We start from the raw sequence: 18,432 nt of genomic DNA on the forward strand, positions 1-18,432 counted from the left end.
GGCAGGTCAGGGCCGGGCCGTAAGGTCAAGCGCTGTACGTGGAGTGGCGGGGACCGTCTGCTCGGCGGTCTCCTGCTGCGGGTGTGTTCCGCCTGCCCGCACGCCGACCGCCGCCGGTCACCGTCCCTCGTTCCCCGACCGGCAGCGATGAAGGAGCCACCCCAGTGTTGGAGCACGGCGCGTCCCCCGGGGGCAGCGATCCCCGGCCCCCGTTCGCGGGTGGTCTCGGTACCCGGTTGATGCGGCGCAAGCCCGTCGAACGGCTCGTCGCCGAGGGCGGGCAGGGGGAAGGCGGCTCGCTGCGCCGCTCGATGGGCATGTGGCAGCTCACGATGATCAGCATCGGCGCCACCCTCGGTACCGGCATCTTCGTCGTCCTCGGCGAGGCGGTGCCCGACGCCGGACCGGCCGTGATCCTCTCCTTCGTCATCGCCGGTATCACCGCCCTCTTCTCGGCCCTCTCCTACGCGGAGCTGGCCGGCACCATCCCGGTCTCCGGCTCGTCGTACTCGTACGCCTACGCCACCCTCGGTGAGCTCATCGCCTGGGTCTGCGGCTGGTGTCTGATCCTGGAGTACGGCGTCTCCGTCGCGGCGGTCGCGGTGGGCTGGGGGCAGTACCTCAACGAGCTGCTGTCCGGGACGATCGGCGTCACCATCCCCGACGCGCTCTCCCAGCCGCCCGGCAGCGGCGGGATCTTCAACCTTCCGGCGCTGCTGGTCGTGATGCTCGCCATGGTCTTCCTGCTGGGCGGCGCCAAGGAGAGCGCCCGCGCCAACACGATCATGGTCGCCGTCAAGATCGTCGCGCTGCTGCTCTTCTGCGGTGTCGCGCTCCAGGGCGTGCGGTCCGGCAACTACGCGAACTTCATGCCGATGGGCATGGCGGGCGTCAGCGCCGCCGGAGCCACCCTCTTCTTCTCGTACATCGGCTTCGACGCCGCCTCCACGGCGGGGGAGGAGGCGCGGAACCCGCAGCGCGACCTGCCGCGCGCGATCATGCTGTCGCTGCTCATCGTCACCACGCTGTACTGCCTGGTCGCCGCCGTCGCGGTGGGCGCGCTGCCCTGGCAGCGGTTCAAGGGGTCCGAGGCGGCGCTCGCCGGGATCCTCAAGGAGGTCACCGGGCAGGACGTCTGGGCGGTGCTGCTGGCCGCCGGCGCGGTCGTCGCCATCGCCAGCGTGGTGCTGACCGTGCTCTACGGTCAGACCCGCATCCTCTTCGCGATGTCCCGGGACGGGCTGGTGCCCCGGGTGTTCTCCAAGGTGCACCCGAAGTCCGGCGCGCCGCGCGCCAACACCGTCATCGTCTCGCTGTTCTGCGGGGTGCTCGCCGCCGCCGTACCGCTCGGCCAGCTCGCGGACGCCACCAGCATCGGCACGCTCTTCGCGTTCGCCCTCGTCAACATCGCGGTGATCGTGCTGCGCCGGACCCGTCCCGAGATGCACCGCTCGTTCCGTACCCCGCTCTCGCCGCTCTTCCCGGCGGTCGGCTTCCTCCTGTGCGTCTACATGATGGGCAGCCTCTCCCCGGTGACCTGGGCGGTCTTCGGGATCTGGATGGTTGTCGGCCTTGTGGTCTACTTCGGGTACGGCATGCGCCGCTCCCGGCTGGCCCCGTCAGAGAAGTGATCCACCCGCAGTGCGACTGAACGACCTCGACGAACGCATCGTCCACGCCCTCGCCGAGGACGCCCGGCGCAGCTACGCCGACATCGGCCAGGAGGTCGGGCTCTCCGCCCCGGCGGTCAAACGCCGGGTGGACCGGCTGCGCGCCGAGGGGGCCATCACCGGCTTCACGGTGCGCGTCGACCCGGCGGCGCTGGGCTGGGAGACCGAGGGGTACATCGAGCTGTACTGCAGCCGCAACACCTCGCCCGAGGCGATCCACCGCGGTCTGTCGCGCTACCCGGAAGTGGCGTCCGCCTCCACCGTCACCGGTGACGCGGACGCCCTCGTCCAGGTCTTCGCCGCCGATATGCGCCACTTCGAGCGGGTCCTGGAGCGCATCGCGGGCGAGCCGTTCGTGGAGCGCACCAAGTCCGTCCTCGTCCTCTCGCCGCTGCTGCGCCGCTTCAGCTCCGGCTCGCCGGGCTGAGCGCGGACGCCCCTGCGGGCCCGGTGGTACGGCTCCGGCCCGGCCACCGGGCCCGGTGCGTGGCCCCCACCGCGCGGCCCGGCTCCCGGTGGTGCGCCCTCACCGCCCCCGCAACGAATCGCCGCCCCGCCCCCGATACGCGCAACAAATCGCTCATCGGGACGCAACGGAGGCGCCTTGTCGCAGGTCAGCGCGGGCCCGTACGGTCAATGCGTCCACCGCGAACCATCCGCCGAGGGGTCCCATGTCGTCGCTGCGCACCGCCCTGTTCCAGAGTTCGGGCAGGCCCGGCGACCCGGCGTACAACCTGGCGCTCCTCGATGCGGCCGCGCGTGACGCGGCCGCTTCCGGTGCCGGGCTGCTGGTCACCTCCGAGCTGTTCGTCACCGGCTACGCCATCGGCGACGACCTCCACCGCCTGGCCGAGACCGCGCACGGGCCCGCCGCCCGCCGGGTCTCCGAGATCGCCGCGGCCCACCGCATCGCCATCGCGTACGGCTACCCGGAGCGCGCCCCCGAGGGCCCCGAGGTCTACAACTCCGTCCAGCTCACCGGCCCCGACGGCGCCCGGCTCGCCACGTACCGCAAGACCCATCTCTTCGGCGACTTCGAGCACGCGCACTTCACACCGGGCACCGAACCGGTCGTCCAGGCGGAGCTGGACGGTCTCCGGATCGGGCTGCTGATCTGCTACGACGTGGAGTTCCCGGAGAACGTCCGGGCGCACGCGCTGGCCGGTACGGACCTGCTGCTGGTACCCACCGCCCAGATGCACCCCTTCCAGTTCGTCGCCGAGTCGGTCATCCCGGTGCGCGCCTTCGAGAGCCAGCTCTACGTCGCGTACGTCAACCGCACCGGCCCGGAGGGCGCCTTCGAGTTCGTCGGGCTGAGCTGCCTGGCCGGGCCCGACGGCATCGTCCGCGCCCGCGCCGGACGCGGTGAACAACTGGTCACCGCCGAGGTGGACGCCGCCTTCCTGCGAGCCTCCCGGGACGGCAACCCCTACCTCGCCGACCGGCGCCCGGAGCTGTACGGCGCCCTCGGCTGACCCCGGCGCCCGCCGCCCCGGCCTGCCGCCCCCGCCTTCCCCACCCCGTTCCACCCCGCCCTGCAAGGAGCCGTACCCGATGACGTCCACGGTGCCCACCGCCGCCCACCACGCGGACACCCAGCCGCCGATCACCATGTTCGGCCCGGACTTCCCGTACGCGTACGACGACTTCCTCGCGCACCCGGCGGGCCTCGGCCAGGTACCGGCGACCGAGCACGGCAAGGAGGTCGCCGTCATCGGCGGCGGACTCTCCGGCATCGTCACCGCCTACGAGCTGATGAAGATGGGCCTGAGGCCCGTCGTCTACGAGGCGGACGAGATCGGCGGGCGGCTGCGCACCGTCGGCTTCGAGGGCTGCGACCCCTCGCTGACCGCCGAGATGGGCGCGATGCGCTTCCCGCCGTCGTCCACCGCCCTCCAGCACTACATCGACCTGGTGGGCCTCGAAACCCGGCCGTTCCCCAACCCGCTGGCGCCGGACACCCCCTCGACCGTCGTCGACCTCAAGGGCGAGTCGCACTACGCCCGCACCGTCGAGGACCTGCCCGAGGTCTACCACCAGGTCATGGACGCCTGGAACGCCTGCCTGGAGGAGGGCGCGGACTTCTCCGACATGAACCGCGCGCTGCGCGAGCGGGACGTGCCCCGCATACGGGAGATCTGGTCCCGCCTCGTGGCGAAGCTCGACAACCAGACGTTCTACGGCTTCCTCTGCGACTCCGAGGCGTTCAAGTCCTTCCGCCACCGGGAGATCTTCGGCCAGGTCGGCTTCGGCACCGGCGGCTGGGACACCGACTTCCCCAACTCCATCCTGGAGATCCTCCGCGTCGTCTACACCGAGGCGGACGACCACCACCGCGGCATCGTCGGCGGCAGCCAGCAGCTCCCGCTGCGCCTGTGGGAGCGCGAGCCCGGCAAGATCCTCCACTGGGCGCCGGGCACCTCCCTCGCCTCGCTGCACGGCGGCGCGCCCCGCCCCGCCGTGACCCGGCTGCACCGCACCGCCGGCAACCGCATCACCGTCACCGACGCCGCCGGCGACATCCGCACGTACGAGGCGGCGGTCTTCACCGCGCAGTCCTGGATGCTGCTGTCGAAGATCACGTGCGATGACGCGCTGCTGCCCATCGACCACTGGACGGCGGTGGAGCGCACCCACTACATGGAGTCGTCCAAGCTGTTCGTCCCGGTGGACCGGCCGTTCTGGCTGGACAAGGACGAGGAGACGGGCCGGGACGTCATGTCGATGACGCTCACCGACCGGATGACCCGCGGCACCTACCTCCTCGACAACGGTCCGGACGCGCCCGCCGTCATCTGCCTCTCGTACACCTGGTGCGACGACAGCCTCAAGTGGCTGCCGCTGGACGCGGGCGAGCGGATGGAGGTCATGCTGAAGTCGCTGGCCGAGATCTATCCCAAGGTCGACATCCGCAAGCACATCATCGGCAACCCGGTCACCGTCTCCTGGGAGAACGAGCCCTACTTCATGGGCGCCTTCAAGGCCAACCTCCCCGGCCACTACCGCTACCAGCGGCGGCTGTTCACCCACTTCATGCAGGACCGCCTCCCCGAGGACAAGCGCGGACTCTTCCTCGCCGGTGACGACATCTCCTGGACGGCGGGCTGGGCCGAGGGCGCCGTGCAGACCGCGCTGAACGCGGTGTGGGGCGTCATGCACCACTTCGGCGGTGCCACCGACGCCACCAACCCCGGGCCCGGTGATGTCTACGACACCATCGCGCCGGTCGAACTTCCGGAGGACTGACCCCTGCCGGAAGCCCTGAACCGCCCCGCCCGGACCGTCCGCCCAACGGTCCGGGCGGTGGCGTATCAGCCCAGCGGCGTCAGCAGGCAGCGGCCCACCAGACCGGTGCCCGCGTCCAGCCGCTCGGCGCACTCCCGCGCGAACTCCGGGGCCCGCCGCGCGCCCCACAGCATCCGCGCCGCGGCCCACGCACCCTCCCGCGCCCGCTCCAGACTCCACGCCCCGGCCAGATACGCCAGCGGATCGGTGACGTCCAGCCCCTCGGGGCCGGGCGCGAGGTGGTCGCGGGCGTACTCCTCCAGACCGGCGAGCGCCGCGCCCAGCCGGTCGAACTCGCCCTCCAGCCAGGACGGTTCGCAGCCCAGCGCCTGAGCGGCGTCGACCACCGCGAGTACCAGATCGTGCCCGACCTGCGCGTTGATCCCGGCCAGTGCGAACTGCAGCGGACGGACGCCCGGATGGTGGCGCAACTGGAACAGCGGCCGCCAGCACGCCGGGACGGGCAGCCCGACGGCCGCCGCGTCCACCGCCGCCGCGAACCGCCGCACCAGCCGCAGCTCCAGCTCGCCCGCGCCCGCCGCTCCCGCGCACAGCCCCGCGGGGGCCGCCGCCCGCGCCTGCCGCGCCGCCGCGAGCGCGGCACGGGTGAAGACGGCCACGCCGTCGCCGTCCGGCAAGGTGTCCGCCGTCGCCCGCAGCCGCGCCCGGACGGCCGCCGGACCGTGGGCCCCGCGCGCGGACGGGACGGCCGTGGCGCGTCGCTGAGTGGTCGTCATCGGGTCAGCGTGGCACCGTACGGGCGAACAATGCGGGATCCTGTGTGGCTTTGACCGGAACGGGGTAATTACCGGCGCGCCCTCTTGTGACCGCGGCCGCCGTGGCGGGGAGGGCAACGGCCCTTGAGAACCGCATACTTCCGGCGCACGGGGGCGCCTCGCGCGCCAACGCGGCGCCGGACACCGGAGGTTGGCATGTTCCGACGGCACACCGCCGCACTGACCGCCCCGCTTCTGGCCCTGGCCGCGACCCTGGTCGCGGCGGCCCCCGCCCAGGCCGTACCGGCCGACAAGCCCCGAGTGCTCGCGCGCTGGACGCAGACCGGCCCGGCGAGCTACACGCAGTGGGCCGACGCCCGCGCACACCGGGCGAAGTGGTCCGCGTACGGCTTCGACTGGTCCACCGACTACTGCTCCTCCTCGCCCGACAACCCGCTCGGCTTCCCGTTCCGGATGTCCTGCGCCCACCACGACTTCGGCTACCGCAACTACAAGGCGGCCGGTACCTTCGCGGCGAACAAGCCCCGCCTCGACACCATGCTCCACACGGATCTCCGCCGGGTCTGCACGCGCTACACCGGCGCCAAGAAGAAGTCCTGCGACGCGCTCGCCTGGACGTACTACCAGGCCGTGAAGCGGTTCGGTCACTGAGCCGCGGCGGGTGGCCCGGGAGCCTTCCGGGCCACCCGCCGCACGGCGCGCCACCTGAGCCGCACCCGTACGCTTCCCGCGTTGAGTTTGTCCAGAAGCGATCGTTCGACTATGAATCACCTCGGCTCTGTGACGTGCAGGGCGTCGCAGAGGTGGAGAGTGATCATGGCTGGTTTCGGGTGGAAGCTGCATGGCGACGGGCGGCACCTGGAGCCGGGGGAGGTGGTCAAACCCGGCGAGCGCCTCACCTGGGGGCGGACGATCGGGCTCGGCGCCCAGCACGTCGTCTCGATGATCGGGGCGTGTTTCGTCGCGCCGGTGCTCATGGGGCTGGATCCGGGGCTCGCCCTCATGGCGTCCGGTGTGGCGACCCTCCTCTTCATGCTCATGACGCGGGGCCGGATCCCCAGCTACCTCGGCTCCTCCCTCTCCTTCGTCGGCGTCTCCGCCGTCATCGCGGGGCAGGGCGGGGACGCCGGGACCCTCACCGGCGCGATGCTGGTGGTCGGCGCGTGCCTCGCCGGCTGCGGGATCGCCATCCACGTGCTGGGCGCCCGCGTCATCCACGCGGTGCTGCCGCCGCCGGTGACCGGCGCGGTCGTCATGCTCATCGGCTTCAACCTCGCGCCCGTCACCGCCTCGACGTACTGGCCGCAGGACCAGTGGACGGCGCTGGCGACGATGCTCTTCACCGGCCTCGCGCTGGTCGTGCTGCGCGGGTTCTGGTCGCGGATCGCGATCTTCCTGGGGCTGCTCTTCGGCTACGCGCTCTCGTGGGTCCTGGACCGCACCGCCGGGCAGCTCCACTCCGCCGACGGCTCCGGCAAGATCACCGACCACTTCCGCATCGACTTCTCGGGCGTCGCCAAGGCCGACTGGATCGGCCTGCCGACCTTCCACGCCCCGAACTTCTCCGCCTCCGCGATCCTCGTCGCGCTGCCCGTCCTGGTGGCGCTGGTCGCCGAGAACGCCGGGCACGTCAAGGCGGTCGGCGAGATGACCGGCGACCCGCTCGACGACAAGATGGGCATGGCGATCGTCGCCGACGGCACCGCCACCGTCCTGTCCACGGCGGTCGGCGGCCCCGCCACCACCACCTACGCGGAGAACATCGGCGTGATGGCCGCGACCCGCGTCTACTCGACCGCCGCGTACACGGCGGCGGCGGTCTTCGCCCTGCTCTTCGGCCTGTGCCCGAAGTTCGGCGCGGTGGTCGCCGCGATCCCCGGCGGCGTCCTCGGCGGTATCACCGTCATCCTCTACGGCATGATCGGCCTGCTCGGCGCGCAGATCTGGATCCGCAACAAGGTCGACTTCACGGTGCCGCTGAACCTCATCCCGGCGGCCGCGGGCATCGTCATCGCCATCGGCGGCGTCTCCTTGAAGATCACCGACCACTTCGAGCTGGGCGGCATCGCCCTGGGCACGCTCATCGTCCTCACCGGCTACCACAGCCTGCGCTGGCTCTCCCGCGCCGCCGCCCGGCCCCGCACCCCGCTCCTCGACGCGGGCACCACGGAGTACGACGACGGGGCCGCGGGGAAGAGGGACTGACCTGCGGTCGGGCCGGTCACGCGGGGCGGGTACGGGCGAGGGCCCGGGCCCGCCCCGCCCGCGTTCGCGCCGGGGCACGCCTCCCGGCCGGAGCCCGGGCCCGCCCCGCCCGCGTTCGCGCCGGGGCACTCCTCCCGGCCGGAGCCCGGGCCCGCTCGTCCGGACCGGCCGCGTCCGCCCCCGGCGCCTGGCTCCGGCCGCGTCCGCCCCCGGCGCCCGGCTCCGGCCGCGTCTGCTCCGGCCCGGCTCCGTCCGTGTCACGTGCGGTCCGGGGCCGCCCGCCGCCTGCCGCCCGCCCCGCCTCGTCGCGCCGGGCCCGCCGCCCGCCCCGCTTCCGCGCTCCGGCTCCCCGTCGCCGCGCGTCCGGCTCCGGCCGCGTCTGCTCCGGCCCGGCTCCGTCCGTGTCACGCACGGTCCGTAGCCGTCCGCCGTCCGCCGCCCGCCCCGCCCCGCCTCGTCGCGCCGGGCCCGCCGCCCGCCCCGCTTCCGCGCACCGGCTCCCCGCCGCCCCGCGTCCGGCCCGGCGCCTCCCGCCGCGCGTCCGGTCCCGTCGCGAGCCGCCGCCGTCCCGGACGTTTACGTCGCCCTAACCCGCACCGCACCCGGCCCTGGCCCGGCCCTCCGTAGGATCGGCAGCGTCAGGGAAACCGGGCGGCGCCGGGCGGTGTCCCGGGCGGCCCGGGGCCGTTCGCGAGAGGGAGGTCCCATGCCGGTGTTCACCGCGCACCCCGCCGGCACCGGGCAGGGCGCCCCGGACGGCAGCCGGCGGCCCGGCGGACCCGAACCCCCGGACGTCGGCGGACCGGCCGGGTTCTTCGACCTCTCCTGCGACCGCAACCCCTCGCACACCGCCGTCGAATGCGCCGCCGAGACCCTGACCTACCGCGAACTGGACCGCCGCGCCAACCGCCTCGCCCACCTGCTGCGCGACCGCGGCGCCGGACCCGGCCGCCGCGTCGGCATCCTGCTGGAGCGCTCCTGCGCCACCTACGTCGCGCTGCTGGGCGTCCTCAAGAGCGGCGCCTCCTACGTCCCGCTCGACGTGTCGTTCCCCGCCGACCGGCTGGCCTTCATCGCCGCCGACTGCGGCCTGCACGACCTGGTCACCACCGCGTCGCTGGACGCCCGCACCCGGGAGCTGCCCTGCGCCGTCCTGGCCCTGGACCGCGCCGCCGACGCCCTCGCCCGCGCACCGGACACCCGGCCGGACATCCCCGACGACCCGTCCGGCGAGTGCTACGTCATCTACACCTCCGGCACCACCGGACGCCCCAAGGGCGTCGCCGTCTCCCGGGCCAACATCGTCGCCTTCCTCCGCGCGGCCGTCCCGCTCTACGGCGTCACCGACCACGACCGCGTCCACCAGGGCCTCTCCCTCGCCTTCGACTTCGCGCTGGAGGAGATCTGGCCCGCCTGGATGGCCGGCGCCACCCTCGTCGCCGGGCCCGACGAGGCCCGCCGCGCCGGACCTGAGCTGACCGCCTTCCTCACCGAACGCGCGATCACCGTGCTCTGCTGCGTCCCCACCCTCCTGACCACCCTCGACCCGGAACTGCCGGCCCTGCGCACCCTCCTCGTCAGCGGTGAAGCCTGCCCGCCGGGGCTGGTCCGTAGCTGGTCGCGGCCCGGCCGCCGCATCCTCAACGCGTACGGCCCGACCGAGACGACGGTGACGGCCACCTGCGCCGAACTCACCCCGGACCGGCCGGTCACCATCGGCACCCCGCTGCCCGGCTACCGCGTCTACCTCCTCGACGAGGCGCTGCGGCCCGTCGCGCGCGGGGAGAGCGGGGAGATCTGCATCGGCGGGCCGGGCGTCGCCCTCGGCTACGTCCGCCGCGCCGACCTCACCGAGGACCGCTTCCGGCCCAACCCGGTGGCCCGCGACCGCGCCGAGGCGCCCCGCATCTACCGCACGGGCGACCGCGGCCGTCTCACCCCTTCCGGGGAGATCGAGTACCTGGGCCGGATCGACAACCAGGTCAAGATCCGCGGCTACCGCATCGAACTGGGCGAGATCGAGGAGGTGCTGCGCCAGGACCCGGCCGTCGAGAACGCCGTCGTCGTCCCGCGCGAACGCGACGGCACCTCCCAGGACCTGATCGGGTACGTCACCCGGAAACCCGGCCCGGACACCGGGGGCACCGCGAACACCGGGGACACCGGGGACACCGGGGACACCGGGGACACCGCGAACACCGGGGACACCGGGGATGAACCGCTGCGCGAGCGGCTGCACGCGGCGCTGCGCCGCACCCTGCCCGCGTACATGATCCCCGCCTTCGTCGAGGTGCTGTCCGCCTTCCCGCTGCTCACCGCCGACAAGGTGGACCGTGCCGCTCTCCCCGCACCGGTCTCCCCGCCGCTGGGCCGCCGCGCCCGGCCGCCCACCGGGCCCCGTACCCCGATGGAGCGCCGGATGGCCGCGCTGTGGCAGGACGTCCTGGGCGGCGGCACCGTCTCCACCGACGACGACTTCTTCTGCGACCTGGGCGGCCACTCCATGACCGCCGCCCGGCTGATCTCCCGGATGCGGCAGGACCCGGAGCTGAGCGGCCTCGCCATGGGCGACCTCTACGCCCACCCGACCGTGCGCTCCCTCGCCGCGTACGCCACGGCGGACCGCGAGCCCGGCGGAGCGGAACCTTCCGCCCCGCCGCCCGCCCCGCTGCGCCACTCCACCCTCCGGGTGCTGACCTGCGGCATCGCGCAGGTCGCCGGGGTCTGCACCTGGCTGCTGCTGCCCGCGTTCGCCGCGGTCGTCCTGCTCTACCGGCTCTGCGACAGTTGGGACCTGCCGGTCCGCGCACCGCTGCCGGGCAGCGCCCTGGACACCGTCGCGGGACTGCCGGTGCCCACCTTGATCCTGCTGGAGGCGGGGTGGCTGGTGCTGACCCTGCTGGTGGTACCGATGGCCGGCAGCCGGCTGCTGATGGCGGGCGTGCGGCCGGGCCGGTATCCGCTGTGGGGCGTGGTGTATCTGCGGTTCTGGCTGGCCCAGAAGCTGCTGGTCCTCTCGCCGCTGGTGCTGCTGGCCGGCTCACCGCTGCTGCCGCCGGCGCTGCGGCTGGCCGGCGCCCGCATCGGCCGCCACTGCCATCTGCCGACGGTCATCGCGCCGCCGTCGCTGGTGGAGATCGGCGCGGGTACCGCCCTCGGCTACGGCGCCCGCGTCGAGACGTACACCGTCGAGGGCGGATGGCTGCGGCTCGCCCCCGTCCGGATCGGCGCCGGATGCGGTGTCGGCACCAACAGTGTGGTGCTGCCCGGCGCGGTCCTCGGCGACGGCGCCACGGTCGGCGAGCAGTCCCTCGTCCCCGAGGACACCACCGTCCCGGCGGGGGAGCACTGGTCGGGCTCCCCGGCCACCCGGCAGGACGCCCCGCCGCCGCTGCTGGCGGACCTCGGCGCCCGCCCCGACGACCGCCGCTGGCCCGCCCCGGTGGTGGCCGGGTTCGCGCTCGGCGCGTTGTTCCTGCTGCTCCTGCCGCTGCTGATCACCGTGTGCGGCTCCTGGCTCGTCATCGCCGTCACCCACGGCGTCGGCGCCGGCTGGGGCTGTCTCGCCGTCCTGGCCGCCGCGCCGCTGATGGTCCTCACGAGCTGCGCCGCCGTCCTCGCCGTCAAGCGCGCGGTGCTGCCCGTCGCCCGCCCGGGCATCCACCCCGAGCGCAGCGCCTTCGGGCTCCGCAAATGGCTCGGCGACGGCATGATGACGATGAGCCTGACCTTCACCCAGGCGCTCTACTCCACCCTCTACGTCATCCCGTTCCTGCGCGCCCTCGGCGCCCGCACCGGCCGCCGGGCGGAGGTCGCCACCGTCACCTTCGTCGACCCCGACATGCTCGACGTGGGCCCGGAGAGCTTCCTCGCCGACGTCAGCGTGGTGGGCCCGGCCGTCTTCCACCGCGGGCACCTCGCCCTGGCGCCCGCGCGGGTGGGCCGCCGCAGCTTCGTCGGCAACGGCGCCCTGCTGCCCGGGGCCGGCCGGATGGGCGACAACAGCCTCCTCGGCGTCCACTCCGTCGCCCCCGCCGAACCGATCGCCCCCGAGACCACCTGGCTCGGCTCGCCCGCGATCTTCCTGCCGCACCGCGAGGCCAGCCCCGGCTTCCCCGAACGGCTGACGTACGCCCCGACCCGGGGCCGGGTACTGGCCCGCCTCGCCGTCGAATACTTCCGGGTGACGCTGCCCGCCACCCTCGGCCTCCTCTCCGTCCTCGGCGGGTACCACCTCTCCCTCGCCCTGGCCGCGCTCCTCCCGCCGGTGGCGCTCTTCCTCCTCATGCCGCTCGTGCTGATGACCGTCGGACTGGGCTGCGTGCTGGCCACGGCCGCCGTGAAATGGCTGGTCGTCGGCGGCTACCGGCCCCGCGTCGAGCCGCTGTGGAGCATGTGGGTCCGCCGCACCGAGCTGGTCACCGGGCTCTACGAGAACCTCGTGGTGCCGACCGTGATGACCTACCTGACCGGCACGCCCTGGGCCCCGCTGGTGCTGCGCCTCCTCGGCGCCCGGATCGGCCGCCGGGTCTGGCTCGCCACCACCTTCCTCACCGAGTTCGACCTGGTGAGCGTGGCGGACGACGCCGCCGTCGGCCCGTTCACCTCGCTGCAGACCCACCTCTTCGAGGACCGGGTGATGAAGATGGACCACGTCACCGTCGAGCGCGGCGCCTCGGTGGGCACCCGCTCCGTCGTCCTCTACGACGCCCGCGTCGCCCGCGGCGCGGCCCTCGACGCCCTGTCGCTGGTGATGAAGGGCGAGGCGCTGCCCGAGGCGACCCGGTGGCGGGGCATCCCGGCCGCCCTCCGCCCCGCCGCGCCGTCCCGCACCCCCCGTGGAGCCCGTCCATGACCACGCTCACCACACCCCCCTTGATCAGCTTCTCGCCGTCCGGCGCGGTGACCGGCCCGCACGTCGCCGGGGACCTGCCGGGCCCCCGCTCCGCCGAACTCCTCGCCCGCCAGGACCGCTGGGAATCCGCGGCCCGCGTCTACCCGCGCCATCTGCCGATCGCCCTCGCCGACGGCGACGGCCCCTACGTCCGCGACGTCGACGGCAACGTCTTCATCGACTTCCTCGACGGCGCCGGGGTCCTCCCGCTCGGCCACAACCACCCCGAACTGCTGCGCGCCGCCGCCCGTCAGCTCGGCGTCCTCACCCACGGCCTGGACTTCCCCACCCCGGTCAAGGACGCCTTCACCCAGGCCCAGCTCTCGATGCTGGCCCCCGGGATGCGCCACCGCACGAAGATCCACTTCTGCGGACCGACCGGCGCCAACGCCGTGGAGGCGGCCGTCAAGCTCTGCAAGATCGCCACCGGCCGCTCGGACGTCGTCGCCTTCCAGGGCGCCTTCCACGGCACCACGTACGCCACCACGGCGCTCAGCGGCCCGGTGGCCCGGAAGGACGCGGTGCCCGGCGGCATGTCCGGCGTCCACTTCTTCCCGTACTGCGGCCCCGGCCGCTGCCCGGAGGGACCCGGCCCCGACGGCTGCTCCCGGCACTGCGCCGACCAACTGGAACGCGCCCTGACCGACGCCACCAGTGGTGTCCCGCTGCCCGCCGCCGTCCTCATCGAACTCGTCCAGGGCGAGGGCGGCAGCGTCCCGGCCCGCACCGCGTTCATCCGCCGGATACGGGAGCTGACCCGCGCCCTGGACATCCCGCTGATCGCCGACGAGGTGCAGACCGGCTGCGGCCGCACCGGCACCTGGTTCGCGTTCGAGCAGTACGGCATCGAACCCGACGTCATCGTGGCGTCCAAGGCGCTCAGCGGCATCGGCCTGCCCGTCGCCCTGATCCTCTACGACGCGGCGTTGGACGTCTGGGAGCCGGGCGCGCACATCGGCACCTTCCGCGGCGACCAGCCGGCGTTCGCCGCCGGGGTGGAGACCGTCCGGATCATGCGCCGCGACGACGTGCTCGGCAACGTCCGGGCCCGTGGCCGCCAGTGCGCCGAACTGCTGGCGCCGCTCGCCGACCACCCCTGGGTCCGCGACGTCCGCGGCCGCGGCCTGATCCGCGGCGTCGAACTGGCCGACCCCGCCGACGGCCGGCCCGCGACCGAGGCCGCCGCCGCCGTCCAGGCGCTCGCGCTGCGGCACGGCCTGATCACCGAACTCGGCGGCCGCGGCGACGCCGTCGTCCGGCTGCTGCCGCCGCTCGACGTCACCGCCGAGGTCGTCGGGACGGCCTGCGCCATCCTCCGCGACGCCGTCACCGCCGCCTGCCGCCCCCGGCCCGGCGCCGCGTTCTGAAACCGCCCTCGAAGGAGCCGTCATGGCGCTCATCGTCCAGAAGTACGGCGGGACCTCGGTGGGGAGCCCGGAGCGGATCCGCCGGGTGGCCGCCCGCGTCGTCGCGGCGCACGACGCGGGCCACGACGTCGTCGTGGTGGTGTCCGCGATGGGCGCCACCACCGAGGATCTCCTCCGCCTGGCGGGCGAGGTGAGCCCCGAGCCCGTCCCCCGCGAACTCGACATGGTGCTGACCGCGGGCGAGCAGATCGCGAACGCGCTGGCCGCGATGGCCACCGCCGCGCTCGGCGCCCCGGCCCGCTCGTTCACCGGACCGCAGGCCGGGCTCTGGACCACCACCGTCCACGGGGACGCCCGGATCGTCGCCGTCGAACCGCGCCGGGTGCGCGAGGCGCTCGACCACGGCGTGATCCCGTTCGTCGCCGGGTTCCAGGGCCGCAGCCGCGAGAGCGGCGAGATCACCACGCTGGGCCGCGGCGGCTCCGACACCACGGCCATCGCCCTCGCCGCCGCCCTGGAGGCCGACGTCTGCGAGATCTGCACGGATGTCGACGGCGTCTACACCGCCGACCCGCGCACCGACCCCGCCGCCCGCCTGCTGCGCCATCTGACGTACGCGGCGATGCGGCGCCTGGCCGCGGACGGCGCCCGGGTGCTGGCACTGCGCGGGGTGGAGTACGCCGCCCGGTACGGGGTGACCGTGCACATCAGGTCCTCCTTCCACGACCGGCCCGGCACGGTGCTGTCCGCCTCGCCCGCCGACCCGGCCGAGCCTCCGGTGGCGGGCGCGCCCGGCCGGATCGGACCACGGACCGTGGTGGCCCGGACGCCCGCCGCCCCGACCGGCGCGGAGCCGCGGCCCGTCCCGGCGGGCACCGGCGGCGGCCGCACCCCGGCCGCCCGGCCGCTCACCCCCGCGCACCCCGGCACCGTCCGGAAGGCCGCCGGATGAACCGGACCCCGGCGGTCCGCACCGTCGGCCGCGACCCGCGCCCCGGCGCCGTACCACGTCCGGGCGCCCCGGAGGTGTGGCTGCTGCCCGACCCCGCCGGATATCTGCGCACCCGGGGACCGGACGCCGCGGCCCTCCTCGCCGCCGCCGAACGCCGCCGCGCCGCCGCCCTCGCCCCGCCCCGCGCCCGCCTCCGCTACACCGCCGCCCATCTGCTCCTGCGCGAACTGCTCGGCGCGTACCTGCACCGCGACCCGGCGGACGTGACGTTCGTACGGGAGCGGTGCCCGCACTGCGGCGCCCCGCACGGCAGGCCGCGGGTGGCGGACGCCGCGCTGCACTTCTCGCTCTCCCGGGGCGGCGGGCCCGTCCTCCTCGCCTTCGGGGACGCGCCGGTGGGCGTCGACGCGGCGGCGGTGCCGTCCCCGTCCGCCGCCGCGGAGATCGCCCGGCTGCTGCACCCCGGCGAGCGCGCGGACCTGGCGGCGCTGCCCGCCGCCGACCGCCCCGCGGCGTGCGCCCGCTGCTGGACCCGTAAGGAGGCGTACCTCAAGGGCGTCGGCACCGGCTTCGTCACCGGGCCCGCCGAGGTGCGCGTCGGCGCGGGACCGGAGCCGGTACGGACCGGCCCGTGGCGGGTGGTGGATCTGCCGCTCGGCGGGGCGGCGGCCGTCGCCGCCTGCGCGTACCGGGAGCGGACGGGCGGCCCGGTCAGGTGGTGGCGGCGTCGAGATCGCGGTGGATGACGCGGGACGCCGCCTCGATGGTGGCGATGCCGTAGCCCATGGTGCGGTTGGCGCGGGAGAGGACGGCCAGACCGTAGTCGTGGCCGCCGCCGGTGAAGGCGCCGACGCTGTGCACCCGCCAGCCGTCGGCGGGCCGCGGCAGCCAGCCGTTCTTGACCTGCGCGGTGACGTCCGCCGGATGCCCGGCGGGGGCGCCCCACCGCTGGTCGGGCGCGACGTGCCCCATCAGCCCGAGGGCGTACGCGCGGGCGGCGGGCCCGAGTACGTCGTTGTCGTGCGTCAGCAGCCGCAGCAGGGTGAGCTGGTCGTCGGCGGTGATCTGGGTCAGCCCCCAGGCCGCCCCGTCGCCCGGCACGGTGTGCGCCATCTTGGCCAGGGTCAGGAAGTGCCGGACGGTGCCGGGCCCAAGCTGCCGCCACAGCGCGTTGGTCGCGGCGTTGTCCGAACGGGTGATCATCGCGGTGGCCAGCTTCCCCTCGCGGCCGGTGAGCGGCCGGTGCGCCTCCTGCGCCTGCCGCAGCAGGGCACCGAGCACGGTCACCTTCACCACGCTCGCCGAATCGAAGGCGGCACCGGCCCGGAACCGGCAGGTGGTGCGGGTGGGCGCGTCGTAGAGGGCCAGCGCCGGGGTGTCCGCGCGCCCCCGGAACGCGCCCGCGATGTCCCGGGACAGCGTGTCCGCGAGGCCCGGCGCACCGGACGTGCACACGACCCGTTCACCCCCCACGGCGGCGGATCCCTCCGCCCGGCCGCCGGACGCCGCGCCCCCGGTGGCGGCGAGGGCCGGAGCGGCGGAGCCGAGTGCGGTGAGCAGCACACCGGCGGCCACGGCGGCGGCCCGTGCGCGACGGGGGAGACGGGTACGGGGCATGGGAAATCCTCTTCGCTGAGAGCCGGGCGCACCGCGAACGGCGGGGCCGGGAACCGGCGGCCGGACCGGACCGGCGGACGGAGGGCCCGGGGAAGACGCCTGCCCGGACCACACCGGGAGACGGCGGAAACCGGCGGTACGGACGGCAGAGGTACGGACGGACGTACACGACCGGTCATGGCCGACGATAGGGGCAAACGGGGCGATCGCCGCAGCTCAGCGAGGTGATGTGCGACACCTGCCCGCGCGGGACGGGTGTGCTGTCCACCGGCCGGGGCCGGGCGGCACCGGCGGCGGCTCACCCACCCGGCGGGGCCGGGCGGCACCCGGCGGCCTTCCCCGCACGCCGCCGCACGCCCCGGGAACCGCCCGGATCGTGCCCCACGTCCCGGCCCCCGGTCAGCTCCGCGCGATCAGCCACGTGAACCGCGCGTACGGCGCCCGGCGGGTCACCATCAGGCGGCCGCCCTCCGCCTCGACCAGGGAGCGGGCGAGGGCGAGGCCGATGCCGTGGCCGGGGGCCGGACCGTTCTCCTGACGGCGGGCGAACACGTCCACCCCCTCGGGCAGCCCGGGGCCCTCGTCCGCCACGTCCACGGCGACGACCCCGGAGGCGTCCCGCGCGGTGACCGTCACCGCGCCCGTACCGTGCGCCACCGCGTTGGCCAGCAGCACGTCGAGCACCTGCCGCCCGGCGCGCGCCGAACCGACCGCCTCCGGCAGGTCCTCCTCGGCCGTGACCCGCAGCGAGCGGCCCCCGGCCGTCAGCTCGGCCCGCCAGCGCCGCTCCGCGTCGGCCAGCAGCCCGCCCACATCGAGCGGCGCCCGCTCGGGCACGTCCCGCGCCAGATCCAGCAGCGCGCCGAGCGTCGCCTCCATGTCGCCCAGCGCGGCCAGCGCGGCGTCCCGCGCCGCCCGCGCCACCTCGGGCGGCGCGTCCGACGGCACCGACTCCAGCTCCAGTTGCACCCGGGTCAGCGCCGTCCGCAACTGGTGCGAGGCGTCCGCGCTGAAGGCCCGCTCCCGGCGCAGCAGCTCCGCCACGCGCTGGGCGGCGCGGTTGAGAGCCCGGGCCACGTCGTCGGCCTCGGGCAGCCCGGTGACGGCGGCGCGCGCGGTCAGATCGCCGTCCTCCAGCCGCGCCGCCGTCGTCGCCAGCTCCTCCAGCGGCCGGGCCAGGCTGCGGCTGGAGCGGAACGACAGGGCGACGGCGACGCCGACCGCCACCGCCGCGAGCGCCAGCATCCCGGCCCAGGTCACGGCCGCCCGGCGCAGCGGCCCGTCGGCCGGGAAACTGACCCGCACCACGGCCCGGACCCGCTCCGAGGTGCCCACGGGTACCGCGGCGACCTCCCGGTCGCCGACGCGGTGTGAGGAGACCGAGCCGTCCAGGGCCTCGCGCACCGGCAGATCGCCGCGCGGCGGACCGGCGGCGCGCAGCGGGCCGGACGCCCGGACGAGGTGCCCGGCGAAGTCGTAGACGCCGACATGCGTACCGGGCCGCAGCGGCGGCAGTTCCAGCGGGTCCCAGCGGCCCCGCACATCGGCCGGGACGTTCACCGCCACCCGGGCGGCCACCTGCTGGAGCTCCTGCACCTCGTCCTGCCGGTACAGCCGCAGGATGACCACGCCCAGCGGCACCGAGAACAGCAGGACCGCGCAGACCACCGCGATGACGCTCGCCTGGAGGATGCGGCGGCGCACG

At 74.9% G+C, this 18,432-nt stretch carries 13 protein-coding genes; 10 read left to right on the plus strand and 3 right to left on the minus strand.

Going from position 1 to position 18,432, the window contains the following annotated elements:
• Positions 1 to 164 precede the first annotated feature (164 nt).
• The 4 genes from ACGH2B_RS24640 to ACGH2B_RS24655 all read left to right on the plus strand — a co-directional run bounded on the left by ACGH2B_RS24640 (position 165) and on the right by ACGH2B_RS24655 (position 4,916).
• Positions 165 to 1,631 (plus strand): amino acid permease, encoded by a 1,467-nt coding sequence (locus ACGH2B_RS24640; protein WP_399093921.1) that lies wholly within the window; start codon positions 165 to 167, stop codon positions 1,629 to 1,631.
• Positions 1,632 to 1,641: 10 nt separating this feature from the next.
• On the plus strand, positions 1,642 to 2,097 hold the full coding sequence (locus tag ACGH2B_RS24645) for an Lrp/AsnC family transcriptional regulator (RefSeq protein WP_399093924.1): 456 nt from the start codon (positions 1,642 to 1,644) through the stop codon (positions 2,095 to 2,097).
• Positions 2,098 to 2,341: 244 nt separating this feature from the next.
• Entirely contained in the window at positions 2,342 to 3,145 is an 804-nt protein-coding gene (locus ACGH2B_RS24650) for a carbon-nitrogen hydrolase family protein (RefSeq protein WP_399093927.1), read from the plus strand.
• A 79-nt stretch (positions 3,146 to 3,224) separates the two neighbouring features.
• Complete coding sequence (locus tag ACGH2B_RS24655; protein WP_399093930.1) at positions 3,225 to 4,916, plus strand: flavin monoamine oxidase family protein; 1,692 nt, start codon at positions 3,225 to 3,227, stop codon at positions 4,914 to 4,916.
• A 65-nt stretch (positions 4,917 to 4,981) separates the two neighbouring features.
• Here the strand turns inward: ACGH2B_RS24655 and ACGH2B_RS24660 are convergent, their stop codons facing one another.
• Positions 4,982 to 5,692, minus strand: coding sequence for a DUF5995 family protein (locus ACGH2B_RS24660; protein ID WP_399093933.1), 711 nt, complete (start codon positions 5,690 to 5,692; stop codon positions 4,982 to 4,984).
• Between the two features lie 195 nt (positions 5,693 to 5,887).
• On the opposite strand from ACGH2B_RS24660, the gene ACGH2B_RS24665 reads away from it, so the two are divergent.
• The 6 genes from ACGH2B_RS24665 (at position 5,888) to ACGH2B_RS24690 (ending at position 15,856) form a co-directional block, all read left to right on the plus strand.
• The gene (locus tag ACGH2B_RS24665; protein WP_399093936.1) at positions 5,888 to 6,343 is read left to right on the plus strand and encodes a phospholipase; all 456 of its coding nucleotides are present in this window, start codon (positions 5,888 to 5,890) and stop codon (positions 6,341 to 6,343) included.
• A gap of 165 nt (positions 6,344 to 6,508) precedes the next feature.
• Positions 6,509 to 7,897, plus strand: coding sequence for a uracil-xanthine permease family protein (locus ACGH2B_RS24670; protein ID WP_399093938.1), 1,389 nt, complete (start codon positions 6,509 to 6,511; stop codon positions 7,895 to 7,897).
• Positions 7,898 to 8,603: 706 nt separating this feature from the next.
• Positions 8,604 to 12,752, plus strand: a complete 4,149-nt coding sequence (locus tag ACGH2B_RS24675; protein WP_399093942.1) for a Pls/PosA family non-ribosomal peptide synthetase — start codon at positions 8,604 to 8,606, stop codon at positions 12,750 to 12,752.
• Positions 12,749 to 14,158, plus strand: coding sequence for an aspartate aminotransferase family protein (locus ACGH2B_RS24680; protein ID WP_399093944.1), 1,410 nt, complete (start codon positions 12,749 to 12,751; stop codon positions 14,156 to 14,158). Before ACGH2B_RS24675 ends, ACGH2B_RS24680 begins: the two co-directional genes overlap by 4 nt.
• A 22-nt stretch (positions 14,159 to 14,180) precedes the next feature.
• Positions 14,181 to 15,110, plus strand: a complete 930-nt coding sequence (locus ACGH2B_RS24685; protein ID WP_399093947.1) for an aspartate kinase — start codon at positions 14,181 to 14,183, stop codon at positions 15,108 to 15,110.
• Entirely contained in the window at positions 15,107 to 15,856 is a 750-nt protein-coding gene (locus tag ACGH2B_RS24690) for a 4'-phosphopantetheinyl transferase family protein (protein WP_399093950.1), read from the plus strand. The genes ACGH2B_RS24685 and ACGH2B_RS24690 overlap by 4 nt, the downstream gene beginning before the upstream one ends.
• On the opposite strand, the gene ACGH2B_RS24695 is transcribed toward ACGH2B_RS24690, so the two are convergent.
• Positions 15,822 to 16,727: a serine hydrolase gene (locus ACGH2B_RS24695; RefSeq protein ID WP_399093953.1), complete on the minus strand. Its 906-nt coding sequence runs from the start codon at positions 16,725 to 16,727 to the stop codon at positions 15,822 to 15,824. The genes ACGH2B_RS24690 and ACGH2B_RS24695 overlap by 35 nt on opposite strands.
• A 399-nt stretch (positions 16,728 to 17,126) precedes the next feature.
• The gene (locus ACGH2B_RS24700) at positions 17,127 to 18,431 is read right to left on the minus strand and encodes an ATP-binding protein (RefSeq protein ID WP_399093956.1); all 1,305 of its coding nucleotides are present in this window, start codon (positions 18,429 to 18,431) and stop codon (positions 17,127 to 17,129) included.
• Position 18,432: the final 1 nt, after the last annotated feature.

The organism is Streptomyces sp. BBFR2 (genome assembly GCF_044497305.1).
In the GTDB taxonomy this organism is placed as follows: Bacteria; Actinomycetota; Actinomycetes; order Streptomycetales; family Streptomycetaceae; genus Streptomyces.

Coding starts and splice junctions, on each gene's coding strand:
- ACGH2B_RS24695 (WP_399093953.1), bottom strand. CDS start 16,727: ATGCCCCGTACCCGTCTCCCCCGTCGCGCACGGGCCGCCGCCGTGGCC.
- ACGH2B_RS24655 (WP_399093930.1), top strand. CDS start 3,225: ATGACGTCCACGGTGCCCACCGCCGCCCACCACGCGGACACCCAGCCG.
- ACGH2B_RS24660 (WP_399093933.1), bottom strand. CDS start 5,692: ATGACGACCACTCAGCGACGCGCCACGGCCGTCCCGTCCGCGCGCGGG.
- ACGH2B_RS24690 (WP_399093950.1), top strand. CDS start 15,107: ATGAACCGGACCCCGGCGGTCCGCACCGTCGGCCGCGACCCGCGCCCC.
- ACGH2B_RS24675 (WP_399093942.1), top strand. CDS start 8,604: ATGCCGGTGTTCACCGCGCACCCCGCCGGCACCGGGCAGGGCGCCCCG.
- ACGH2B_RS24665 (WP_399093936.1), top strand. CDS start 5,888: ATGTTCCGACGGCACACCGCCGCACTGACCGCCCCGCTTCTGGCCCTG.
- ACGH2B_RS24685 (WP_399093947.1), top strand. CDS start 14,181: ATGGCGCTCATCGTCCAGAAGTACGGCGGGACCTCGGTGGGGAGCCCG.
- ACGH2B_RS24670 (WP_399093938.1), top strand. CDS start 6,509: ATGGCTGGTTTCGGGTGGAAGCTGCATGGCGACGGGCGGCACCTGGAG.
- ACGH2B_RS24650 (WP_399093927.1), top strand. CDS start 2,342: ATGTCGTCGCTGCGCACCGCCCTGTTCCAGAGTTCGGGCAGGCCCGGC.
- ACGH2B_RS24680 (WP_399093944.1), top strand. CDS start 12,749: ATGACCACGCTCACCACACCCCCCTTGATCAGCTTCTCGCCGTCCGGC.